Genomic DNA, 18,955 nt, shown 5'->3' on the forward strand with positions numbered 1-18,955 from the left:
CCTATGAAAATCCATCACGTAATCAGTAGGGTGATAATGGTTTGTCTGCTGAATTATTCACTGCGTTAACCACGAATAGCAGACGAATTTTTGGCTAGCGTTGCCCATAACGGCATTTTTAGTGATTAAAAAATGCGCAAATGAACGAATTGTGCGTAATAATTTCCAGACGTAAATATTGGAATTAGGGCCAGTGAAAAGTTTTTCATAACAAAGAGTTATTTATAATAACTGGAATAAAAGGCGGCTTTTAAGTAAAAATTCAGTCAAACCCCCTCCCGGTATAGGGTTGCGCGTTACACCCTGCAAATGATACTGATAATGCGCGTTAAAAAACCCCGCAATACTGCGCGACGTGAATCATACCCTTTCAGTATGTGTCGTTCCGTGCCTGGAATGGCGCTTCATTGAGGATGTCTGTAGTTATGAAAAACATGAAAATCAGCCTGGCCTGGCAGATTCTGCTAGCCCTTGTGCTGGGTATTCTTTTGGGTAGTTATTTGCACTACCACAGCGACAGCCGCGAATGGCTGATTGCGAATCTCCTGTCTCCGGCGGGCGATATCTTTATCCATTTGATCAAAATGATTGTCGTGCCGATTGTTATCTCGACGCTGATTGTCGGCATTGCAGGCGTTGGCGACGCAAAACAGCTTGGCCGTATCGGCGCCAAGACCATCATCTATTTCGAAGTGATCACTACGGTGGCGATTATTCTCGGCATCACGCTGGCGAATGTGTTCCAGCCGGGCGCGGGCATTGATATGTCGCAACTGGCGACGGTGGATATTTCGAAATACCAAAGCACCACCGCGGATGTGCAAAGCCACGCCCACGGCCTGATGGGGACGATCTTATCGCTGGTGCCGACCAATATCGTCGCGTCAATGGCGAAGGGCGACATGCTGCCGATCATCTTCTTCTCGGTGCTGTTTGGTTTGGGGCTTTCCTCGCTGCCAGCTTCGCACCGCGAACCGCTGGTCACCGTGTTCCGCTCTATTTCCGAAACCATGTTTAAAGTCACCCATATGGTGATGCGCTATGCGCCGGTCGGCGTGTTTGCGCTGATCTCCGTCACGGTGGCGAACTTTGGTTTTGCCTCGCTGTGGCCGCTGGCAAAGCTGGTGATTCTGGTCTATTTCGCCATTCTGTTCTTTGCGCTGGTGGTGCTCGGCATTGTGGCGCGCGTATGCGGGCTGAGCATCTGGATTTTGATCCGCATCCTGAAAGATGAACTGATTCTGGCGTACTCCACCGCCAGCTCGGAAAGTGTGTTGCCGCGTATTATCGAGAAGATGGAAGCCTATGGCGCGCCGGCGTCGATCACCAGTTTCGTGGTGCCGACCGGTTACTCCTTTAACCTTGATGGCTCGACGCTGTACCAGAGCATTGCGGCTATCTTTATTGCACAGTTGTATGGCATTGACCTGTCGCTGTGGCAGGAAATCATCCTTGTGCTGACGCTGATGGTGACCTCAAAAGGTATCGCCGGTGTGCCGGGTGTCTCCTTTGTGGTATTGCTGGCGACGCTGGGTAGTGTCGGTATTCCGCTGGAAGGTCTGGCGTTTATCGCCGGTGTGGACCGTATCCTCGATATGGCGCGTACAGCGCTAAACGTGGTGGGCAATGCGCTGGCGGTGCTGGTGATTGCTAAGTGGGAACACAAATTTGACCGCAAAAAAGCGCGCGCTTATGAGCGCGAAATGTTGGGCAAATTTGATAAAACCGCCGATCAGTAAGTTTATCAATCCCTCCTTTATGGAGGGATTTTCATAAAGGGCGGCATTTCCTTGCCCTTGCGATACGCCTGGCGAACGCAGGATCGCTTTCAGACCGGTTCATCTGGATACCACGGCCTGTCAGGCGAGAGAGGATCCCCCGGCAGGGCGTGGAAGCGGCAGATCGCTAATCAATAAAACTATTGATACCCAGCGTCTGTTGCAAAAACGCTTTGCCTGTGGGCGTAACCAGCAGCACACGCGGTTCATGCGCTTTGATAAGAAACCGCTTCTCAAGCAGCGCCGCGAAGAGACGGGTGCCTAATTCACCCGATAAGTGATAACGCTGCTCGCTCCAGTCCATACAGATTATTGCCAGCTCCCGGCGCGATCCGCCGTGCATGTTATCGATATCTATCCCCAGTTGCGTAGCGAACCAGTCTCGTCCCTTCGGAGTGACGGAGAGATGTCCGTCTGTGGCAACCAGCATGTTTGTTTGTAAAAGATGCTCATAGATAGCGACGCCGATATGCCCGGCAACATGGTCGTAGCAGGTTCTGGCATAACATATTTTCTTAAACCCGCTGGGTTTTAACCGCTGCTGAAAATCGTCATCGGCATAGGTTGCTACCATCATCGATTCAATGGCCTGGGCAATCAGCGCGTTATAGAGCCGGTAATAACGGTTGCGTCCCACTTTATCGAAGGCAACTACCCGGCAGTGGGTTAATTTCGCCAAATGATTACTCGCGGATTGCGCCGAAAGCCCGGCAACACGCGCTAATTCCGATGCGGTAAGCCGGTTATTATCCATCAACGCGCAGAGCATTCTTGCCCGGCTGGCATCGGCTAACAGACAAGCCAGTCGGCTGAAATTAGGAAGTTGTTCTGTCATCACGTTCATAGTTCATTAAAGAATTAAACATTTATCTGTTTGTTCGTAAAGAATACCGCAATTCAGAACAGACAAGGCAGTCATAATGTTCTTACAACGACCTTTATATAAGGATGCGCTTCATCTTTTCAGATTTTTTTGTTTAATCCTCTGGTTATTATTGACGGTATATATTACTGGCTTCGCTGGAATAGCTGAGAATTATATTTTAAGTTTCGCCATGATGGCGGGGGCGTTTGTCGGAAGTGCGACGCCAGTGGGCGGCGGTGTGGTGGCATTTCCAGTACTGACGTTCATCAAACAGATCCCGGCCAAAGAGGCCGCCGTTTTTTGCCTGGCAATGCAATCGTTTGGCATGACAGCGTCTTCTTTAGCGATATTTACCCGCAAGATACCGGTCGATAAATTTCTGATAAGCTGGTGTGTAATAACCAGTTTTGTAGGTTATTTGCTGGCGCTGTTTTATATTCCTAATCCCTTTTCATCCGCAGGATTAAAAGTTTTTTTCTCCTCTTTCTGGCTCGCCTTTGGCGCGGCGATTTTCCTTGTCAGAAGAAAACAAACCATTAGGCGAACCGTAGCACTTACCCGCGTGAACGGCTGGCGATTGCTGTTGTTTATCGCTATTTGCTTCGCGGGTGGAATTGTGACCTCATGGATCGGTAATGGTATCGACGTGGTCTTTTTCTGCGTGTTGATTTTAATGTTTTCCCGCACCGAATCCGTAGCAACACCTTCTGCGGTCATTGTGATGGCGTTGATATCACTGCTGGCGACGGTTTTAAATATCAGTGCCGGTAACGTAAATATGCAGACCTTAACATATTTGAGTGCAACGATTCCGGTGGTCATTATCTTTGCACCTTTAGGTATTCTCTTTTCTGTTCGGCATGGGGATGCGTTTATCCGAAAACTTCTGCTGGCGCTGGTCATTATTCAATATCTCTTTACCGCCGTGGCTTTTTTCAGACAGCTGGATTACGTGCTTCTCTCCATGCTCGTTATTGCTCTTTCATTCGTTTTATTGTTTGCCATTGGCTGTATTGATAAAAGGAAAGCAGCGTGACCACGAGAAATATGAACTTTCTACTAAAAGTTGTTATTGCGACCCTCTGTATGGGGTCGTCTTTTCCAACCGGGAAATATTTAATCTCTTATGAAAATATGCCGCCGTTTTTAATGGGCGGCTGGCGGTTTATGGCAGCCGGGATTTTTATGCTATTAATTCCGGTTTTTACCCGTGGCGTTCAGGCTATCATTCCGACCAGTGAAGGATCGGTCGCGAAGGGATTGCTTTTAACCGCGGTAGTGGGAGCGTTGCAGACGACAGGGACCATGGGCTTTCTCAACCTGGCGCTGGAGAGTGTTACCTCATCCATGTCTTCTATTATTTTGTTTACCAATCCCTTGTGGCTCGCAATATTAGCGCATTATCTGCTGCACGATAAATTAAATAAGCGAAAAATTATCTCACTGATTATTGGCGTCGCGGGCGTGATTGTTTGTCTGGGGCTTGAGAGTGTCAAAGGCGGAACCGGTTTATTTTATGCATTTTTAGGATCGATATGCTGGGCGGTATGCACGGTCGTGAGTAAGCGATTTGTTTTTGATAAAGACAGCTGGGTATTTACCGGCTGGCAGCTTTTTCTCGGTGCGCTGTTTATGTTGCTCATCGCCTGGATAAGAGATGAAAAATATAACATCGGCGATTTACAAGTCTGGGGCTGGGTGTGGTTTATTTGGCTTATTTTACCGGCCAGTGTCGGTTCGTTCGGCTTGTGGTTTTCAGCGCTACGACAGGGAGGCGCAACGCTTGCCAGCGGCTTTCTGTTTCTCGTTCCTCTCTTTTCAACGATCTTTTCTATTTTCACATTACATGATGGTCTCTCCATTCAACTTATTATCGGCGGATGCCTGATTGTCCTTTCACTCTTTCTTCTTAATCGGGAGTATTAACATGGAAGTGGGTAACAGTATTTCGATATCAACCGGGCAGCAATGGACTTTTGATAATGATGTCGCCAGCCACTTTGATGAACATGTGCAAATGTCGGTGCCGGTTTATCAAGAGGGGCATGAACTTATTGGTTTTTTAAGTGATTTCTTTATTAAAGAGGGTTCAGTGTTTTATGAAATAGGCTGCTCCACCGGCGCACTGATTCATAAAATATATACTCGGCACAGCCAAAAAGCAGCGACACGGTTTATTGGCGTTGAACCGGTTCAGAATATGATCGCGCAGGCGAAAAAAAGAACCGGTAATTTACCCATTGAATATGTGCATAACACTATTGAAAATATCGATATGGAAGCGTGCGACTTTATCGCTTCTTATTACTGCTTGCAGTTTATCCCACTGACTAAACGCATAACGGCTTATGAAAAATTATATGATGCATTAATTCCGGGAGGGGCGCTGATACTTTTTGAAAAAGAAGTTATCGATGACTCGAAAATAAATGAAATGATCGAGTCTTGCTATCTGAAGTTCAAGCTGTCGCGAGGCTTTTCGGTTGATGAGATCATCGCTAAGAAATTTAGCCTGGAAGGAATGATGCGGCCTTGTACCGAGCGAGAGAACAGAAAAATCCTTGCGGAAGTCGGGTTTAAACAAATTGCTACGATTATGAAATACGGGGAGTTTCATGGATATCTTTGCATCAAATAAGCGCAGCCAGCAAAATAAAAGTAAGTGGGAAACGCTACATAAAAAATCGGCCGATGAAAATGTGCGTACCACGCCCAGTTACGCCATTAAACGAATTTACGAAAGCCTGGAGTTGATTCAGACCCAATCGATTACCGTTAATACGCTGGAAATTGGTTGCGGTTTTGGCCGAAATCTTCATTACCTTATTACGCATGGCTTTTCTGATAATTATGTCGGTATTGATCAAACTGATATCGCTATCAGTAAATCAAAGGAATTGCTGAGCGATTATCAACAAAAAGGCATTGTACAACTTATTAAGGCCAACGCGGCGGGCGATTTACCCTTTCCGGATGCTCACTTCGATTGCATTTTCGATATTATGTCCGCCATTACCTTTATTCCTGATGAAGCGGTACGAGTGGCGTATTTCAACAACGTGGTCAGGCTGCTGAAACCGGGCGGCGCTTACTTCTTCCTCGCAGTCAGTAGTCAGGCGGTGTTTAACGATAAAGTCGTTGATGCAACGCTGGATGAACCCGGTCTGTTTAAACGTAAGTTCGACAACATGATTGAAAAAGCCTATTCAGAGGATGAGCTGAAACGCTATCTGGCGGGGTTGTCTGTGTGCTGTCTGGATGTGGTTTCCGAACATACTCGCGCTTTTGGCGATGAAAAGTTCGAACGAGAGAATGGGTTCTGGTTTGGCTGTTTTACCAAAGAGATCTGAAAAAAGCGGGGTGGTAAACACCCCGCATTAACCGCTTAACCCATTGCGCTTTCGCGCAGGCGAGTCTTCAGCTTGTTGTACTCATCTATCACATATTGCTCGGCGGCGCGCTGATCGGCGATCGGCTCCACGCGCACGGCGCAATACTTGTACTCCGGCGTTTTGGTTATCGGGCTGAGGTTTTCCGTCACCAGCTCGTTACAGGCTCCAATCCACCACTGGTAGGTCATATACACCGCGCCTTTATTCGGACGCTCGCTGACCTGCGCACGCGTGATGATTTTGCCTTTGCGCGAGTTCACCCACACCAGCGCTTCATCTTCAATGCCCAGCCTTGCGGCGTCGGCGGTGTTGATTTGCGCATAACCCGGTTCATCCGCCAGCGCGGCGAGCGCGGCGCAGTTCCCGGTCATTGAACGGCAGGAGTAGTGACCCACTTCACGCACGGTGGAAAGCACCATCGGATACTCTTCGTTGAGTTTATCCATTGGCGCGACCCAGTCGCAGGTGAAGAACTTCGCCAGCCCATTCGGCGTATCAAATTTTTCTTTAAACAGATACGACGTTCCCTGGTCGGCATCCGACGTGTCACGACACGGCCACTGAATGTAGCCCAGCTCACCCATTTTTTCGTAGGTGGCGCCGTAGAAGTCCGGGCACAGATGACGTAATTCATCCCAGATCTCCTGCGTGTTGTTGTAATGCATCGGATAACCCATCCGGGTGGCGATTTCGCTGATGATTTGCCAGTCCGTTTTCAAATCCCACTTCGGTTCCACCGCTTTAAAGAAGCGCTGGAAGCCGCGATCCGCTGCGGTATACACACCTTCGTGCTCACCCCAGGAGGTCGACGGCAGGATAACGTCCGCCGCGGCTGCGGTTTTGGTCATGAAAATGTCCTGCACAATCACCAGTTCAAGCCCTTCAAACGCCTTACGCACTGCGGAAAGTTCGGCATCTGTCTGCAGGGGATCTTCACCCATGATGTAAGCGGCGCGGACTTCGCCGTGCTCAACGCGGTGCGGTAGCTCGCTAATGCGATAACCGGTGTGCGCAGGCAGACTGTCGACGCCCCAGGCTTTAGCGAATTTCTCGCGGTGCGCCTCCTCTTTCACGTACTGGTAACCGGGGTAGGTATCCGGTAGCGCACCCATATCGCAGGCACCCTGCACGTTGTTCTGACCACGCACCGGGTTCACCCCAACATGCGCTTTACCGAGGTTGCCCGTCAGCATCGCGAGGCTGGTCAGCGAACGCACGGTTTCCACACCCTGGTAGAACTGGGTCACGCCCATGCCCCACAGAATGGCCGCCGTTTTCGCTCCGGCATACATGCGGGCGGCCTGGCGAATCTCCTGGGCGCTAACGCCGGTAATTTCCTCGACCGATTCCGGCGTATAGCCTTCAACGATTTTCCGGTACTCTTCAAACCCTTCGGTACGATTAGCGACAAACGCCTGGTCGTAGAGATTTTCCTCAATAATGACATGCCCCATCGCGTTGAGCAGGGCGATGTTCGACCCGTTTTTCAAGGCAACGTGCATATCAGCAATGCGCGCCGTTTCGATTTTGCGCGGATCGCAGACGATGATTTTCGCCCCGTTTTGTTTCGCGCGAATCACATGATTAGCGACGATCGGGTGAGAATCCGCCGGGTTGTAACCAAAGATAAACACTAAGTCCGTGTTATCAATTTCATTAATGGCATTACTCATCGCGCCATTACCGACCGACTGGTGCAGACCTGCAACCGATGGGCCGTGTCAGACGCGAGCGCAGCAGTCGACGTTATTGGTACCAATAACGGCGCGCGCGAATTTTTGCATTATGTAGTTGGTTTCATTACCCGTACCGCGGGAAGAGCCGGTGGTCTGGATCGCATCCGGACCGTACTTCTCTTTAATGGCGCTCAGACGACTGGCGACATAATCGAGCGCTTCATCCCAGGATACCGACTCCAGTTTGCCGCCGCGCTGGCGACGGATCATCGGGGTTTTCAGGCGGGGCGTCAGAATCTGGGTATCGTTAATAAAATCCCAGCCGTAGTAACCTTTCAGGCAGAGCGTGCCCTGATTGGTCTTGCCCTGCGCTGCCTCCGCCCGAACGATTTTGCCGTTATCGACCACCAGGTGAATCTTGCAACCTGAGGCGCAATACGGGCAAACCGTGACGACTTTTTTCATCACTTTCGCTCCAGTTAAGAATATCGCCCCCGATTATGCATCTTCTATGCCACAGTGTTGCTGGGGGTATTTACTGATATTACGGCGGATATTTGGTCAAAATACTGACGAAACGCAGGTCATCGTCAAAAGTGACGTGTCGAAAGGCGAGGGGATGTGACCCCGATTAAAAATCCGGCATTTATTCGCTGCAATTATCAATCACTGCCAACAGAATGAGCCAGAATGAGCAAACGAAGCCTGGCGGAAGCGGACAATGAAACCTGCGATTCTGGTTGTGGATGACGATACGGCGGTGTGTTCACTGCTGGAAGATGTGCTCAACGAGCATGTCTTTACGGTCTACGCCTGCCATAACGGGCGCGATGCGGTAAATCTCTGTGCGCAGCATGCGGATATCTCGCTGGTGCTGTTGGATATGATGTTGCCGGATATCAATGGCTTGCAGGTATTACAGCAGCTACAAAAACTGCGCCCGTCACTGCCGGTGGTGATGTTGACCGGGCTGGGTAGCGAATCGGATGTGGTGGTCGGTCTGGAAATGGGCGCTGATGACTACATTGGTAAGCCGTTCAACGCGCGTGTGCTGGTAGCGCGTGTTAAAGCCGTACTGCGACGCACCGGTGTGCTGGCGGCGGAAACCTCTGCGGTAAAAACGGCGGGTTTCATCTTTAACGGCTGGCATCTCGATCCCGAGCGCTGCGAGCTGTTTAACCCCCAGCAGCAGAGCGTGGCGTTGACGCAAGGGGAGTACAGTTTATTGCTGGCGCTGGTGCAAAACGCCCGCCGGGTGCTTAATCGCGAACAGTTGCTGGAGCTGACGCACAGCGAAAGCGTCGATGTGTTTGACCGCACCATTGACGTGTTGATTATGCGCCTGCGCCGCAAAATCGAAATCAATCCCCACCAACCCGCGTTGATCAAAACGTTGCGCGGGCTCGGTTACGTATTTGCCGCAGACGTTTCTCACGGCGATAAAGCCGCGTAACGCCTGTTTATCGCCGCAAGAGACATCCGGGCGCGTGGCCTCAGGCCGGGGTGCCTAACTCAAACAGGAGCGCATCCAGCGTTTTCGCCCCGTCAATCGCATTGGCACACAGCAGGCTGGCGCGGGCGCAGGTATGCGCAAGCTGAATGCTTTTTTGCAGCGGCCAGCTTTCGTGGCAGCCATATAAAAACCCGGCACAGAAGGCATCCCCCGCCCCCACGCTGCCAATAATTTCGGACTGGCTCAGCATCCGCGACGGCACCCAGTTGCCCGTTTCGCCGGGCGCTTCGCCCCAGGCACCTTCCGGGCAGTGGATCACCACCCGCTGTTTGACGCCGGCTGCCAGCAGTTTTGCTGCCGCGCTGGCAATATTTTCAATATGCGGCTCGTCGTCGGTGGTTCGCATCGCTAACCCGCTGAATTCGCCCGCTTCCAGTTCGTTGATCACCAGGTAATCGAGATGCGGCAAGCAGGGAAGTACCAGCGGCTGATAACGCGGATCGCCTTTGCGCGACACCAAATCCAGCGAGGTTTCAAAGCCCTGTTCGCGCATTTGCGCCAGCAGGCGCGCGCTGCGGGTGCCAAATTCTTCATCAGGCTTATCAAGGCTGTCGAGCAGCAGCAAATAGCCGAGATGGAAAATTTTCATGCTGCCGTCCAGCCCGTCAAAAGCGGGCAGATCCAGCAGGCGGTTCGCGCCAGGCGAGTGGAAAAAGGTGCGTTGCCCGGAAGGGTCGGTCATCACTTGCGACATGGATGTCGGTGCTGACGTGGTGCGCTGCACATGCTGGCGGTTGACGTGGTACTGCTCCAGCATCGCCAGAATGTAGTCGCCGTCGCTGTCTTCCCCCACCAGGCCAACGGCCTGCAACGGTAAGCCAACGTGCATTTTCGCCAGCGTCAGCAACACATTCAGTGGCGCGCCGCCGGTGGAACGTTCGCTGTGGGTGATTTCCGCCAGCCAGCCGCGCTCCGGCCATTGCACAATCTGGTGGACATGATCGACCAGCATATTTCCGGCGGCGATAACCCCTTTGCGTTCCATCACAGTTGCCCCGCGCTGCCAAAGATACGCATCTGCCCGGCGACGGTATCGGTAATAGCCTCTTCAACACTGAGCAATAGCTGCGCGAACTCATCATACAGCTGCTGGCGGTTGCCCATACGCTGCTCAATGGCGCCCAGTGCGGCTTGTGACATGCCAGTGTAGAAGTTGATTTTATGAATGCCGAGCGAGATAGCGCGGCGGAAATCCTCATCGCTGATGCCGGAGCCACCGTGCAGCACCAGCGGCAGGCCGGTTTGCTGGCGAATGGCGTCAAGGCGCTCAAAATCGAGTTTCGGCTCGCCTTTATACTTACCGTGCGCGTTGCCGATGGCGACCGCCAGCGTGTCGATGCCGGTGCGATCCACAAAATCCCGCGCCAGCGCCGGATCGGTGAAACAGGCTTCATCGGCGTGGCCGTACAACGCGCCGCCTTCATCGCCGCCGACCGCGCCCAGTTCGGCTTCAACGGACACGCCAACCGCATGGCACATTTTCACCACTTCCCGCGTCTGGCGAATATTCTCTTCGTACTCCAGCGTCGAGCCATCGAACATCACCGAGCTGAAGCCGAGCCGCAGGGCACGCACCACCGACTCAAAATGCAGGCCGTGGTCGAGATTTAACACCACCGGAATGTCGCTGCGGGCGGCTTCGAATTTCACCGCTTCAACCAGCGAGTCCAGCGAGATGTACTTAAAATGCACTTCGGCGATATTGATGATAAACGGCGATCGCTCCTGCTTCGCGGCGGCGAACAAGGCGCGTAGAAAGTGAGAGTCGAGCACGTTGAACGCGCCCAGGGCATAGCGATGTTCGCGGGCGTGCGCCAGGCCTTCGGCAAGAGAAATCAGCGACATAGCAAACTCCTTTAGCTCAGAAACAGATGATACTCGTTGCACAGCACCAGCAGCGCCGGTTCATCTTCCAGAACGGTGTTGTAGCGATCCTGGGCATACAGGAAGTGGTTATCGTGCTCGTCATCGTTTACCGACGACACTTCCCCGACCAGCACATCACCGAAGCCGGGTTCGCCCCAGAAGCTGTGATATAGCCCCGGTGGCAGGCAAATACTTTCCCCTGGTGAGAGGCGCAGCTGGCTGCCCGCCGCGTGTGTCTGAATGCAGCCATCAATGACCACGGTAACGTCGGTATTCAGCGTCTCGTCATTCGCTCCGGCGTTCCACAGTTCAATAATTAAATTACCGCCGCCGCGATTAATGATGTCCTCGCGCTTACGCCAGTGAAAATGCATCGGTGTCACCTGTGCGTCGCGCACATGCATGATCTTTTCCGCATAACATTTTTCATAGGGCGCGCCGTTGGGCGAGCCGTTGCGCAGCGTAAACAGCGTCAGTCCCTGGGCGTAGAAATTCTCGCTGCCGAAGGCGGTGACATCCCAGCCTAACTTCAGATCGAATACTTCGCGCCAGGCCTCTCTGTCCAGTTGTTGCCATTTGGTCGGCGGAAAGCTGGCAAACGGAGGCAGATGCACATCGTGCATTGAGAAGAACTGTCGTGTATGGCCGAGAACCTCATTAATGGCGGAGCGTTTCATGGTATCCCCTGTGTTGGCACTCCCTCTCCCCTGCGGGAGAGGGATAAACCGTTATTTCACCGTCCAGCCTTTGTAGCTGCCAACATTCTGCTTATCGATCATGGTCACCGGGATCAGCACCGGTTCTTTAGGCGCAGGTTTGCCTTGCAGGATGTCATAGCCAATTTCCACCGCACGGGCGGCCATCACTTGCGGATCCTGCGCCGGTGTGGCGACAAACAGCGAGTTCTTACGCTTCAGCGCCTCTTCACCGTCCGGGCTGCCGTCGACGCCAACGATAAAGAACTCGTTGCGTTGCGCCTGTTTAGCGGCCAGATCGGCACCGATCGCCGTCGGATCGTTAATCGCAAACACGCCGTCGATTTTCGGGTTAGCGGCAAGCAGTGAGGTCATCACTTCCAGCCCGCCTTCACGGCTGCCTTTGGCGTTCTGGTTATCGGAAAGCACCTTGATGTCCGGGTGGCGTTTAAACTCGGTCTGGCAACCTTCAACACGGTTCTGCACAGCGGAAACCGGCGGCCCGTTGATGATCACGACATTGCCTTTGCCTTTCAGGCGGTCGGTGATGTACTTACACGCCATTTCCCCCGCCTGGGTGTTATCGGAGGTGATGGTGGCGTCAGCGCCTTCCGCTGCCACGTCAACCGCCACGACGACAATTCCGGCCTCTTTCGCCCGCTTCACCGCCGGGCCGATGCCTTTGGAATCCGCGGCGTTGAGGATGATCATGTCGACTTTGGCGGCGATAAAGTTGTCAATCTGCGCCACTTGCTGGCCGAGGTCGTAGCCGCTGGAAACCAGCGTGACTTTGACCTTATCGCCCGCCAGTTTGCGCGCTTCCAGCTCCGCGCCTTTGGTGATTTGCACGAAGAAGGGGTTCGCCAGATCGCCCACCGTCACGCCGATGGACTTCAGTTCTTTGGCCTGCGCGAACGGGGCGCTGGCCAGCAGAGCACCCGCGCAGAGCGCAGTGACAAGAGGTTTAAGACGCATGCTGTAATCCTCGCTTATGTTACTGTTTTGTAGGGTATTGTTATGCTGCCTGATGATGCCGGGTACGGTATTTGTCGATCAGCACCGCTATGATGATCACCGCCCCTTTGATCACCAATTGCCAGAAGTAGGAGACGCCCATCAGCGTCATCCCGTTGTTTAAGGTGGCGATAATCAGCGCCCCCACCAGCGTGCCGGTGATGGTGCCAATCCCGCCGACAAAGCTGGTGCCGCCGAGGATCACCGCCGCGATGGCGTCCAGCTCATAGCCCATGCCGAGGTTGCCGTTGGCGCTGTACAAGCGCGAGGCGCTCATTACCCCGCCAAGACCAGAGAGCAACCCGCTCATGCCATAGACGAACAGTAAAACCAGCCACACTTTGATGCCGGTCAGGCGCGCGGCCTGCATATTGCCGCCCACCGCGTAAATATGAACGCCAAGCGTGGTGCGGCGCAGAATAAACCAGCACACCACAATCACCGCCAGCGCGATCACCACCAGCCACGGCACCGGGCCGAGATAGTTATTGCCGATCCATTCAAAACTGATGTCGGAGTTAATCACCGTAGTGCCGTCGGCCAGCAGATAGGCCGCGCCGCGCAGCGCGGTGTAAGTGCCAAGCGTGACGATAAACGGCGGTAATCCGGCAAAGGCCACCAGCGCACCGTTAAATAACCCCAGCACCAGGCCAAGCATCAGCGCCGCCGGCACCGACAGCATGGCGAGTTCCGGTATCAATGACACCACCATGGCCGCTACCGCCGTGGTGCCAAGAATTGAACCGACAGACAGGTCGATGCCGCCGGTCAGAATGATGAAAGTCATCCCCGCCGCCAGCACAATGTTGATCGACGCCTGGCGGGTGATATTCAGCAGGTTGCTCTCGGTAAAGAAATTCGGCGCGATAAAGCCAAACACGGCGACGATGAGGATCAAAATCGGCAGGATGCCGACCGTTTGCATCAGATCGCCCATTAACATCTTTTTGGCGGAGGCCGATTTGGCGACCTCGGTGGCTGCATTTTCTTTGTAATCAGTCATGGTGTACCGCCGGGTGTAGGGATTCGTTAACGCCGGTCGCCAGCGTCATGATGTTTTCCTGGGTGATGTCGCCGTTGAGTAACTCACCGGCAATGTCGCCTTCGCGCATCACATATACGCGATCGCTCATGCCGACCACTTCCGGTAACTCACTGGAGATCATCAGGATCGCCACGCCTTTGCGCGCCATCTGGTTCATGATCCGGTAGATCTCGCTTTTTGCGCCGACATCGACACCGCGCGTTGGCTCGTCGAGGATCAAAATGCGCGGGCCAATCGCCACCCAGCGCGAGATCAGTAGTTTCTGTTGGTTGCCGCCGGAAAGCCCGCCCGCCCGTACTTGCGCGTGCGGTACGCGGATATTGAGCAGCTTGATGGCATCATCGGAGATCGACTGCGCTTTTTTGCGATCGAGCATTCCCCAGGCGGCGTCGCGCTCAAGCGTCGCCATGGTGATGTTCTCCTGCGCCGCCAGTTCGAGAAACAGCCCTTGCTCTTTGCGGTTTTCGGTCAAAAAACCAATGCCCAAATCGATGGCGGCGCGCGGGGAGTGGATCACCACCGGTTCGCCATCCACTTCGATCATGCCGCCGGTGGCTTTGCGCACGCCGAAGATCAGCTGCGCCAGTTCCGATCGACCTGCGCCAACCAGCCCGGCGAGACCGACGATCTCCCCGGCGCGGACATGCAAGCTAACCGGCTGGATCTTTTCGTTATCGGTCAGGTGGTGAATGCTCAGACGCGGGCTGCCGAGCGGAATATCGCGCTCTTTGTTAAACAGATCGCTGAGCGGCCGCCCGACCATCATGCGTACCAGTTCGGAGGCGTTCAGTTTGTCGCGGGTCAGGCTGCCGACGTATTGCCCGTCGCGCAGCACGCTGACGCGATCGGAAAGCTCATACACTTCCGCCATGCGATGGCTGATGTAAATAATCGCCATACCTTGATCGCGCAGGCGCAGGATCAGTTCGAACAGGCGGTGAGTTTCACGCGAGGAGAGGGCGGCGGTGGGTTCGTCCATTACCAGAATGCGGCTGTTGCGGTGCAATGCGCGGGCGATCTCCACCTGCTGCTGTTCGGCGATGGTTAACGTCATCACCCGATCAGTGGCTTTGAAATTGGCGCCAAGGCGATCGATCACCGCCTGGGCTTGTGCGGCCATCTCTTTGCGCTGCACCAGCCCGCCGCGGGCGATTTCGCTGCCGAGAAAAATGTTTTCGGCGACGGTCAGATTGGGCGCGAGCTGCATCTCTTGGTAAATCAAGGTGATACCCGCTGCCAGCGCGTCTTTCGGGCCTTTTATTGTGTAGGGTTGGCCATCAATCAGGATCTCGCCGCTGGTGGCGCTGTACGCCCCGGCAAGGATTTTCATTAACGTACTTTTCCCCGCGCCGTTTTCCCCCATCAGCGCGTGGATCTCGCCGGGCCAGACCGTCAGGTCCACCCCTTTGAGCGCATAAAACTTGCCAAACGCTTTGGCAATGTTGCGCATCTCCAGAACGGGCGTTGTGCTCATGTCAGGCTCCTCGGAAGGACGATATCCGCACTTCATCACACGTTCGTAAATGCACAATGTCAGAAGCTGTTCATATTTGTCATAGTGACGCCACATCACCGCGTTGAGCCTCTTGTGGAGCCACTATGCCGTATCGCGCGAACCCGTTCTTTTCCAGCGCCCGTGGGCGGCTGCTGTTTTTTAATGTGCTCGTAGTGGCAGTGACCTTAATGGTGTGCGGCGTCGCCGTGCTCGGCTTTCGCCATGCCAGCCAGATTCAGGAACAGGTGCAGCAGCAGACGCTGGACGATATGACCGGCAGCATGAACCTGGCGCGCGATACCGCAAGCGTTGCCACGGCGGCGGTACGTTTGTCGCAGGTGGTCGGCGCGCTGGAGTACAAAGGCGAAGCCGAGCGGCTGAAAGCGACGCAAAGTGCGCTGCAACACTCGCTTAACCAACTGGCGAACGCGCCGCTTGCGCAACTGGAGCCGCAACTGGTGGCGCAGATCACGCGGCGAAGCCATGAGTTGCAGCAAAGCGTCACCGAGATGCTGCAACGCGGACAGCGCCGCCATCTGGAGCGTAATGCGCTGCTCAGTTCGCTCTATCAAAGCCAAAGTTACCTGCGTCATTTACAGGAGATAAATGGGCGGGAAGGGGGAAAGATCCCCGACAGCCGACTGCTGGAAGAGATGGACCGGCTTATCATCGCCGCCATTCAAACGCCTTCTCCGCGCCCGACCATCAAACAGTTATCGGAGGTGATGGCGACATTACCGCTGCAAAGCGCCAGCCCAACGGTGGCGTTTATCCTGCCCGATTTCAGCGCCGAGTTGCGCAAACTGGAGCCGCTGTCGCTGCAACTGGAAGAGAGCGATCTGGCGATCAGCTGGTCGATGTTTCATATCAAAGCGCTGGTGGCACTGCTCAACAATGACATTAACCACTATGTCTCGGAAGTGGCGAACGCCTCTGAGCTGCGCACCACCCAGAGCCACCAGGAGATGCGCTCCATCATTGCGTTTATCAGCGTTTTCGCCCTGCTGGCGCTGGTGATCACCGGCTTTGCCGGTTGGTATATCTACCGTAACCTGGGGTCTAATTTGACCGCGATTTCACGCGCCATGTCGCGGCTGGCGCACGGTGAAAAGGAGGTTTCCGTACCGGGTTTGCAGCGGCGGGACGAGCTGGGCGAGCTGGCGCGGGCGTTTAACGTCTTCGCGCGCAATACCGCCTCGCTGGAGCACACCTCAAAGCTGCTGAAAGAGAAAAGCACGCAACTGGAAACCACTTTTCATGCGATGCGCGACGGCTTTGCCCTGTTTGACAACCAGGGCTGTCTGGTGGTGTGGAACCCGCAATATCCGCTGCTGCTGGGGTTAACCGCCGATGCGCTCCAGCGCGGCCAGCATTACCAGCGTTTGCTGCACCAGGTGAGTGATCTGCCCGGCCACGTGCAGGAGAATCTCGCCCGACCGCTACCCAAACCGCAGGAGCTGCGGCTGGCAGATGATCGCACCATTGAGCTGCGCTTCAGCCCGGTGCCGGGACGCGGCATGGTTAACGTGGTGCTGGACCGAACCGAGCGCAAAGGGCTGGAGGCCGAGTTGTTGCACAGCCAGAAGATGAAAGCGGTCGGGCAGCTAACCGGCGGGCTGGCGCATGACTTTAACAACCTGCTGGCGGTGATTATCGGCAGCCTTGAACTGGTCTCGCCCGATTCACCGGATGCGCCGCGTATTTCGCGGGCGCTGAAAGCCGCCGAGCGCGGCGCGTTACTCACGCAGCGCTTACTGGCATTTTCGCGTAAACAGTCGCTGCACCCGCACGCAGTAGAGATGCAGCCGCTGCTGGAAAACCTCGGCGAACTGATGCGCCATTCCCTGCCTGCGACGTTGTCGCTGGAAATAGAGGCGCAGAACCCGGCGTGGCCCGCGTGGATCGATGTCGGGCAACTGGAAAACGCCATCATCAACCTGGTGATGAACGCCCGCGATGCCATGGAAGGGCAGAGCGGGGTTATCAAAGTGCGCACCTGGAATCAGCGCGTGACCCGCACTGACGGACGCAAGCAGGATATGGTGGCGCTGGAGGTGGTGGATCACGGCTGCGGGATGTCGCAAGAGGTCAAAGCGCAGGTGTTTGAACCGTTCTTCACGACCAAACAGACCGGCAGCGGTAGCGGGTTAGGGCTGTCGATGGTTTACGGTTTTGTCCGCCAGTCCGGCGGGCGGGTAGAGATCGAAAGCGCGCCAGGGCAGGGCACCACGGTGCGTTTGCAACTGCCCCGCGCGGCGGTGCAGGTGGTCAATCAGGCCGAGCCCGATTTGGCGCAAACGCGTGATACCCGCGACACGCTGATTCTGGTGCTGGAAGATGAAGCGGATGTCCGCCAGACCTTGTGTGAACAGTTGCATGAGCTGGGGTATTTAACGCTGGAGGCCGAAAGCGGCGAGCAGGCGTTACAACTGCTGAGCGCGTCGCCGGAGATTGGCGCGCTGATTAGCGACCTGATGTTGCCCGGTGCGCTAAGCGGGGCGGAAGTGATTAACCTTGCGCGTCAGCACTATCCGCAACTGCCGCTGTTGCTGATAAGCGGCCAGGATCTGCGCCCGACGCAGAACCCTGCGCTGCCGGATGTCGAGCTGTTGCGCAAACCGTTTACCCGCGTACAACTTGCTCAGGCGCTGCGGCGTATTGCGGCGTAGTGGATTTGAGATTCCTCCGCTACCCGGCGCGCGCGTGGCTGAATTAACGTAAGCCTCGTCCCTATTTGAGGCTGGCCTTTATGAAACGTTACGCGAACGCGCTGGTGCTCGGCGCTCTCTTACTCAGTGGTCAGGTTGCCCACGCGGATATGATTGATGATGCGATTGGTAATATCCAGCGGGCGATTGGCGAAGCGTATAACACAGATAGCCGCGATGACAGGCGCGATGATGACTACCAAAGCCGCGACCAGCGCAGGCAGTACGACGATCGTTATCAGCAGCTTGAGGATCGGCGTCGTCAGCTGGATGACCGCCAGCGCCAGCTCGATCGCGAGCGGCGCCAGCTTGATGATGAACAGCGCAGGCTGGAAGACGACGATTATTATCGCTAACGCGGCTACGCAGGGATGCGCAAACCTAAACGCGCCGGAACGACATCTTCCAGCAACGCGACCAGTTGCGGGTCCATAAAGTGGTAATGGTCAGGAATATCCAGCACGTAAACCGGTTTATGCTGCACCAGGCGGCTGAAGTCTTCCAGAATCCGGCTTTTGTGATGCTCTTCCATGACGCAGATAACATCTGCCCAGGAGAGAATGGCGGGGGAGACGGTTTTTCTCGCCTGGCGTTGTGTGCCAGCGGAACGGGCATTCAGCCCGGGATAGCGACGAAATACCTGCTCAGCCGTGGGGCTGCGCCACTGGTTTCGGCTACAAATAAAAAGCACATTCATGGCAAGCTCAATACTCTTCAAAGCCGCGATGTGCTAATAACTGCCTGGTCACACGCGGGTAAGTAAGACCCCGTTGCGTTATGCGCAACAACTTTTTTGTTTTTGCTGCGAGTCTGTACGCTTAATCCTTCAAACGACCTCTTTACAGGCTGCGTTTGCTTATTTCCGCTTCCACCGGAATTGATGCGACGAATATATCCATATTATGCGG

General features: G+C 54.5%; 17 protein-coding genes. 8 read left to right on the forward strand and 9 right to left on the reverse strand.

From position 1 onward, the window contains the following. Positions 1 to 425 precede the first annotated feature (425 nt). Positions 426 to 1,739: a glutamate/aspartate:proton symporter GltP gene (gene gltP / locus BN2591_RS22335; protein WP_086873953.1), complete on the forward strand. Its 1,314-nt coding sequence runs from the start codon at positions 426 to 428 to the stop codon at positions 1,737 to 1,739. A 166-nt stretch (positions 1,740 to 1,905) separates the two neighbouring features. On the opposite strand, the gene BN2591_RS22340 is transcribed toward gltP, so the two are convergent. Continuing rightward, on the reverse strand, positions 1,906 to 2,613 hold the full coding sequence (locus BN2591_RS22340) for an ArsR/SmtB family transcription factor (RefSeq protein WP_244173051.1): 708 nt from the start codon (positions 2,611 to 2,613) through the stop codon (positions 1,906 to 1,908). Between the two features lie 85 nt (positions 2,614 to 2,698). Here BN2591_RS22340 and BN2591_RS22345 point away from each other — a divergent pair, with 85 nt between their 5' ends. From BN2591_RS22345 to BN2591_RS22360, 4 genes are read left to right on the forward strand one after another with little or no spacing between them, the layout of a single operon-like run. Continuing rightward, positions 2,699 to 3,679 (forward strand): sulfite exporter TauE/SafE family protein, encoded by a 981-nt coding sequence (locus BN2591_RS22345; RefSeq protein WP_244173052.1) that lies wholly within the window; start codon positions 2,699 to 2,701, stop codon positions 3,677 to 3,679. Next, positions 3,676 to 4,569 (forward strand): DMT family transporter, encoded by an 894-nt coding sequence (locus tag BN2591_RS22350; protein WP_244173053.1) that lies wholly within the window; start codon positions 3,676 to 3,678, stop codon positions 4,567 to 4,569. Before BN2591_RS22345 ends, BN2591_RS22350 begins: the two co-directional genes overlap by 4 nt. Before the next feature lies 1 nt (position 4,570). Further along, a complete protein-coding gene (locus tag BN2591_RS22355) occupies positions 4,571 to 5,281 on the forward strand; it encodes a methyltransferase domain-containing protein (protein ID WP_086873957.1) in 711 nt (236 codons plus the stop codon). Beyond that, on the forward strand, positions 5,259 to 5,993 hold the full coding sequence (locus tag BN2591_RS22360; RefSeq protein WP_086873958.1) for a class I SAM-dependent methyltransferase: 735 nt from the start codon (positions 5,259 to 5,261) through the stop codon (positions 5,991 to 5,993). Before BN2591_RS22355 ends, BN2591_RS22360 begins: the two co-directional genes overlap by 23 nt. 35 nt (positions 5,994 to 6,028) lie before the next feature. Here BN2591_RS22360 and fdhF read toward each other — a convergent pair whose 3' ends face one another. Further along, a complete protein-coding gene (fdhF, locus tag BN2591_RS22365; protein WP_086873959.1) occupies positions 6,029 to 8,176 on the reverse strand; it encodes a formate dehydrogenase subunit alpha in 2,148 nt (715 codons plus the stop codon). A gap of 256 nt (positions 8,177 to 8,432) precedes the next feature. On the opposite strand from fdhF, the gene BN2591_RS22370 reads away from it, so the two are divergent. Next, complete coding sequence (locus tag BN2591_RS22370; RefSeq protein ID WP_086873960.1) at positions 8,433 to 9,164, forward strand: response regulator; 732 nt, start codon at positions 8,433 to 8,435, stop codon at positions 9,162 to 9,164. 40 nt (positions 9,165 to 9,204) lie between these two features. Here the strand turns inward: BN2591_RS22370 and BN2591_RS22375 are convergent, their stop codons facing one another. Genes BN2591_RS22375 through BN2591_RS22400 form a run of 6 tightly spaced genes read right to left on the reverse strand, consistent with a single transcriptional unit; the run spans position 9,205 to position 15,318 of the window. Next, on the reverse strand, positions 9,205 to 10,209 hold the full coding sequence (locus tag BN2591_RS22375; RefSeq protein WP_086873961.1) for a carbohydrate kinase family protein: 1,005 nt from the start codon (positions 10,207 to 10,209) through the stop codon (positions 9,205 to 9,207). Then, positions 10,209 to 11,069 carry a ketose 1,6-bisphosphate aldolase gene (locus BN2591_RS22380; RefSeq protein WP_086873962.1) on the reverse strand — a complete coding sequence of 287 codons (861 nt, stop codon included), beginning with the start codon at positions 11,067 to 11,069 and terminating at the stop codon, positions 10,209 to 10,211. The genes BN2591_RS22375 and BN2591_RS22380 overlap by 1 nt, the downstream gene beginning before the upstream one ends. 11 nt (positions 11,070 to 11,080) lie before the next feature. Next, positions 11,081 to 11,767, reverse strand: a complete 687-nt coding sequence (locus BN2591_RS22385; RefSeq protein ID WP_086873963.1) for a D-lyxose/D-mannose isomerase — start codon at positions 11,765 to 11,767, stop codon at positions 11,081 to 11,083. Positions 11,768 to 11,818: 51 nt separating this feature from the next. Further along, on the reverse strand, positions 11,819 to 12,760 hold the full coding sequence (locus BN2591_RS22390; RefSeq protein ID WP_086873964.1) for an ABC transporter substrate-binding protein: 942 nt from the start codon (positions 12,758 to 12,760) through the stop codon (positions 11,819 to 11,821). A 40-nt stretch (positions 12,761 to 12,800) separates the two neighbouring features. Beyond that, complete coding sequence (locus BN2591_RS22395; RefSeq protein ID WP_086873965.1) at positions 12,801 to 13,802, reverse strand: ABC transporter permease subunit; 1,002 nt, start codon at positions 13,800 to 13,802, stop codon at positions 12,801 to 12,803. Continuing rightward, positions 13,795 to 15,318 (reverse strand): sugar ABC transporter ATP-binding protein, encoded by a 1,524-nt coding sequence (locus tag BN2591_RS22400; RefSeq protein WP_086873966.1) that lies wholly within the window; start codon positions 15,316 to 15,318, stop codon positions 13,795 to 13,797. Before BN2591_RS22400 ends, BN2591_RS22395 begins: the two co-directional genes overlap by 8 nt. A 125-nt stretch (positions 15,319 to 15,443) precedes the next feature. Here BN2591_RS22400 and BN2591_RS22405 point away from each other — a divergent pair, with 125 nt between their 5' ends. Both BN2591_RS22405 and yjdP read left to right on the forward strand, forming a co-directional pair. Then, entirely contained in the window at positions 15,444 to 18,008 is a 2,565-nt protein-coding gene (locus BN2591_RS22405; RefSeq protein ID WP_086873967.1) for an ATP-binding protein, read from the forward strand. A gap of 80 nt (positions 18,009 to 18,088) precedes the next feature. Continuing rightward, a complete protein-coding gene (yjdP, locus tag BN2591_RS22410; RefSeq protein WP_086873968.1) occupies positions 18,089 to 18,403 on the forward strand; it encodes a DDRRRQL repeat protein YjdP in 315 nt (104 codons plus the stop codon). A gap of 5 nt (positions 18,404 to 18,408) precedes the next feature. Here the strand turns inward: yjdP and BN2591_RS22415 are convergent, their stop codons facing one another. After that, a complete protein-coding gene (locus BN2591_RS22415) occupies positions 18,409 to 18,744 on the reverse strand; it encodes a low molecular weight protein tyrosine phosphatase family protein (RefSeq protein WP_017459508.1) in 336 nt (111 codons plus the stop codon). Positions 18,745 to 18,955: the final 211 nt, after the last annotated feature.

Source organism: Kosakonia pseudosacchari (assembly GCF_900184035.1).
GTDB classification, from domain to species: domain Bacteria; phylum Pseudomonadota; class Gammaproteobacteria; order Enterobacterales; family Enterobacteriaceae; genus Kosakonia; species Kosakonia pseudosacchari.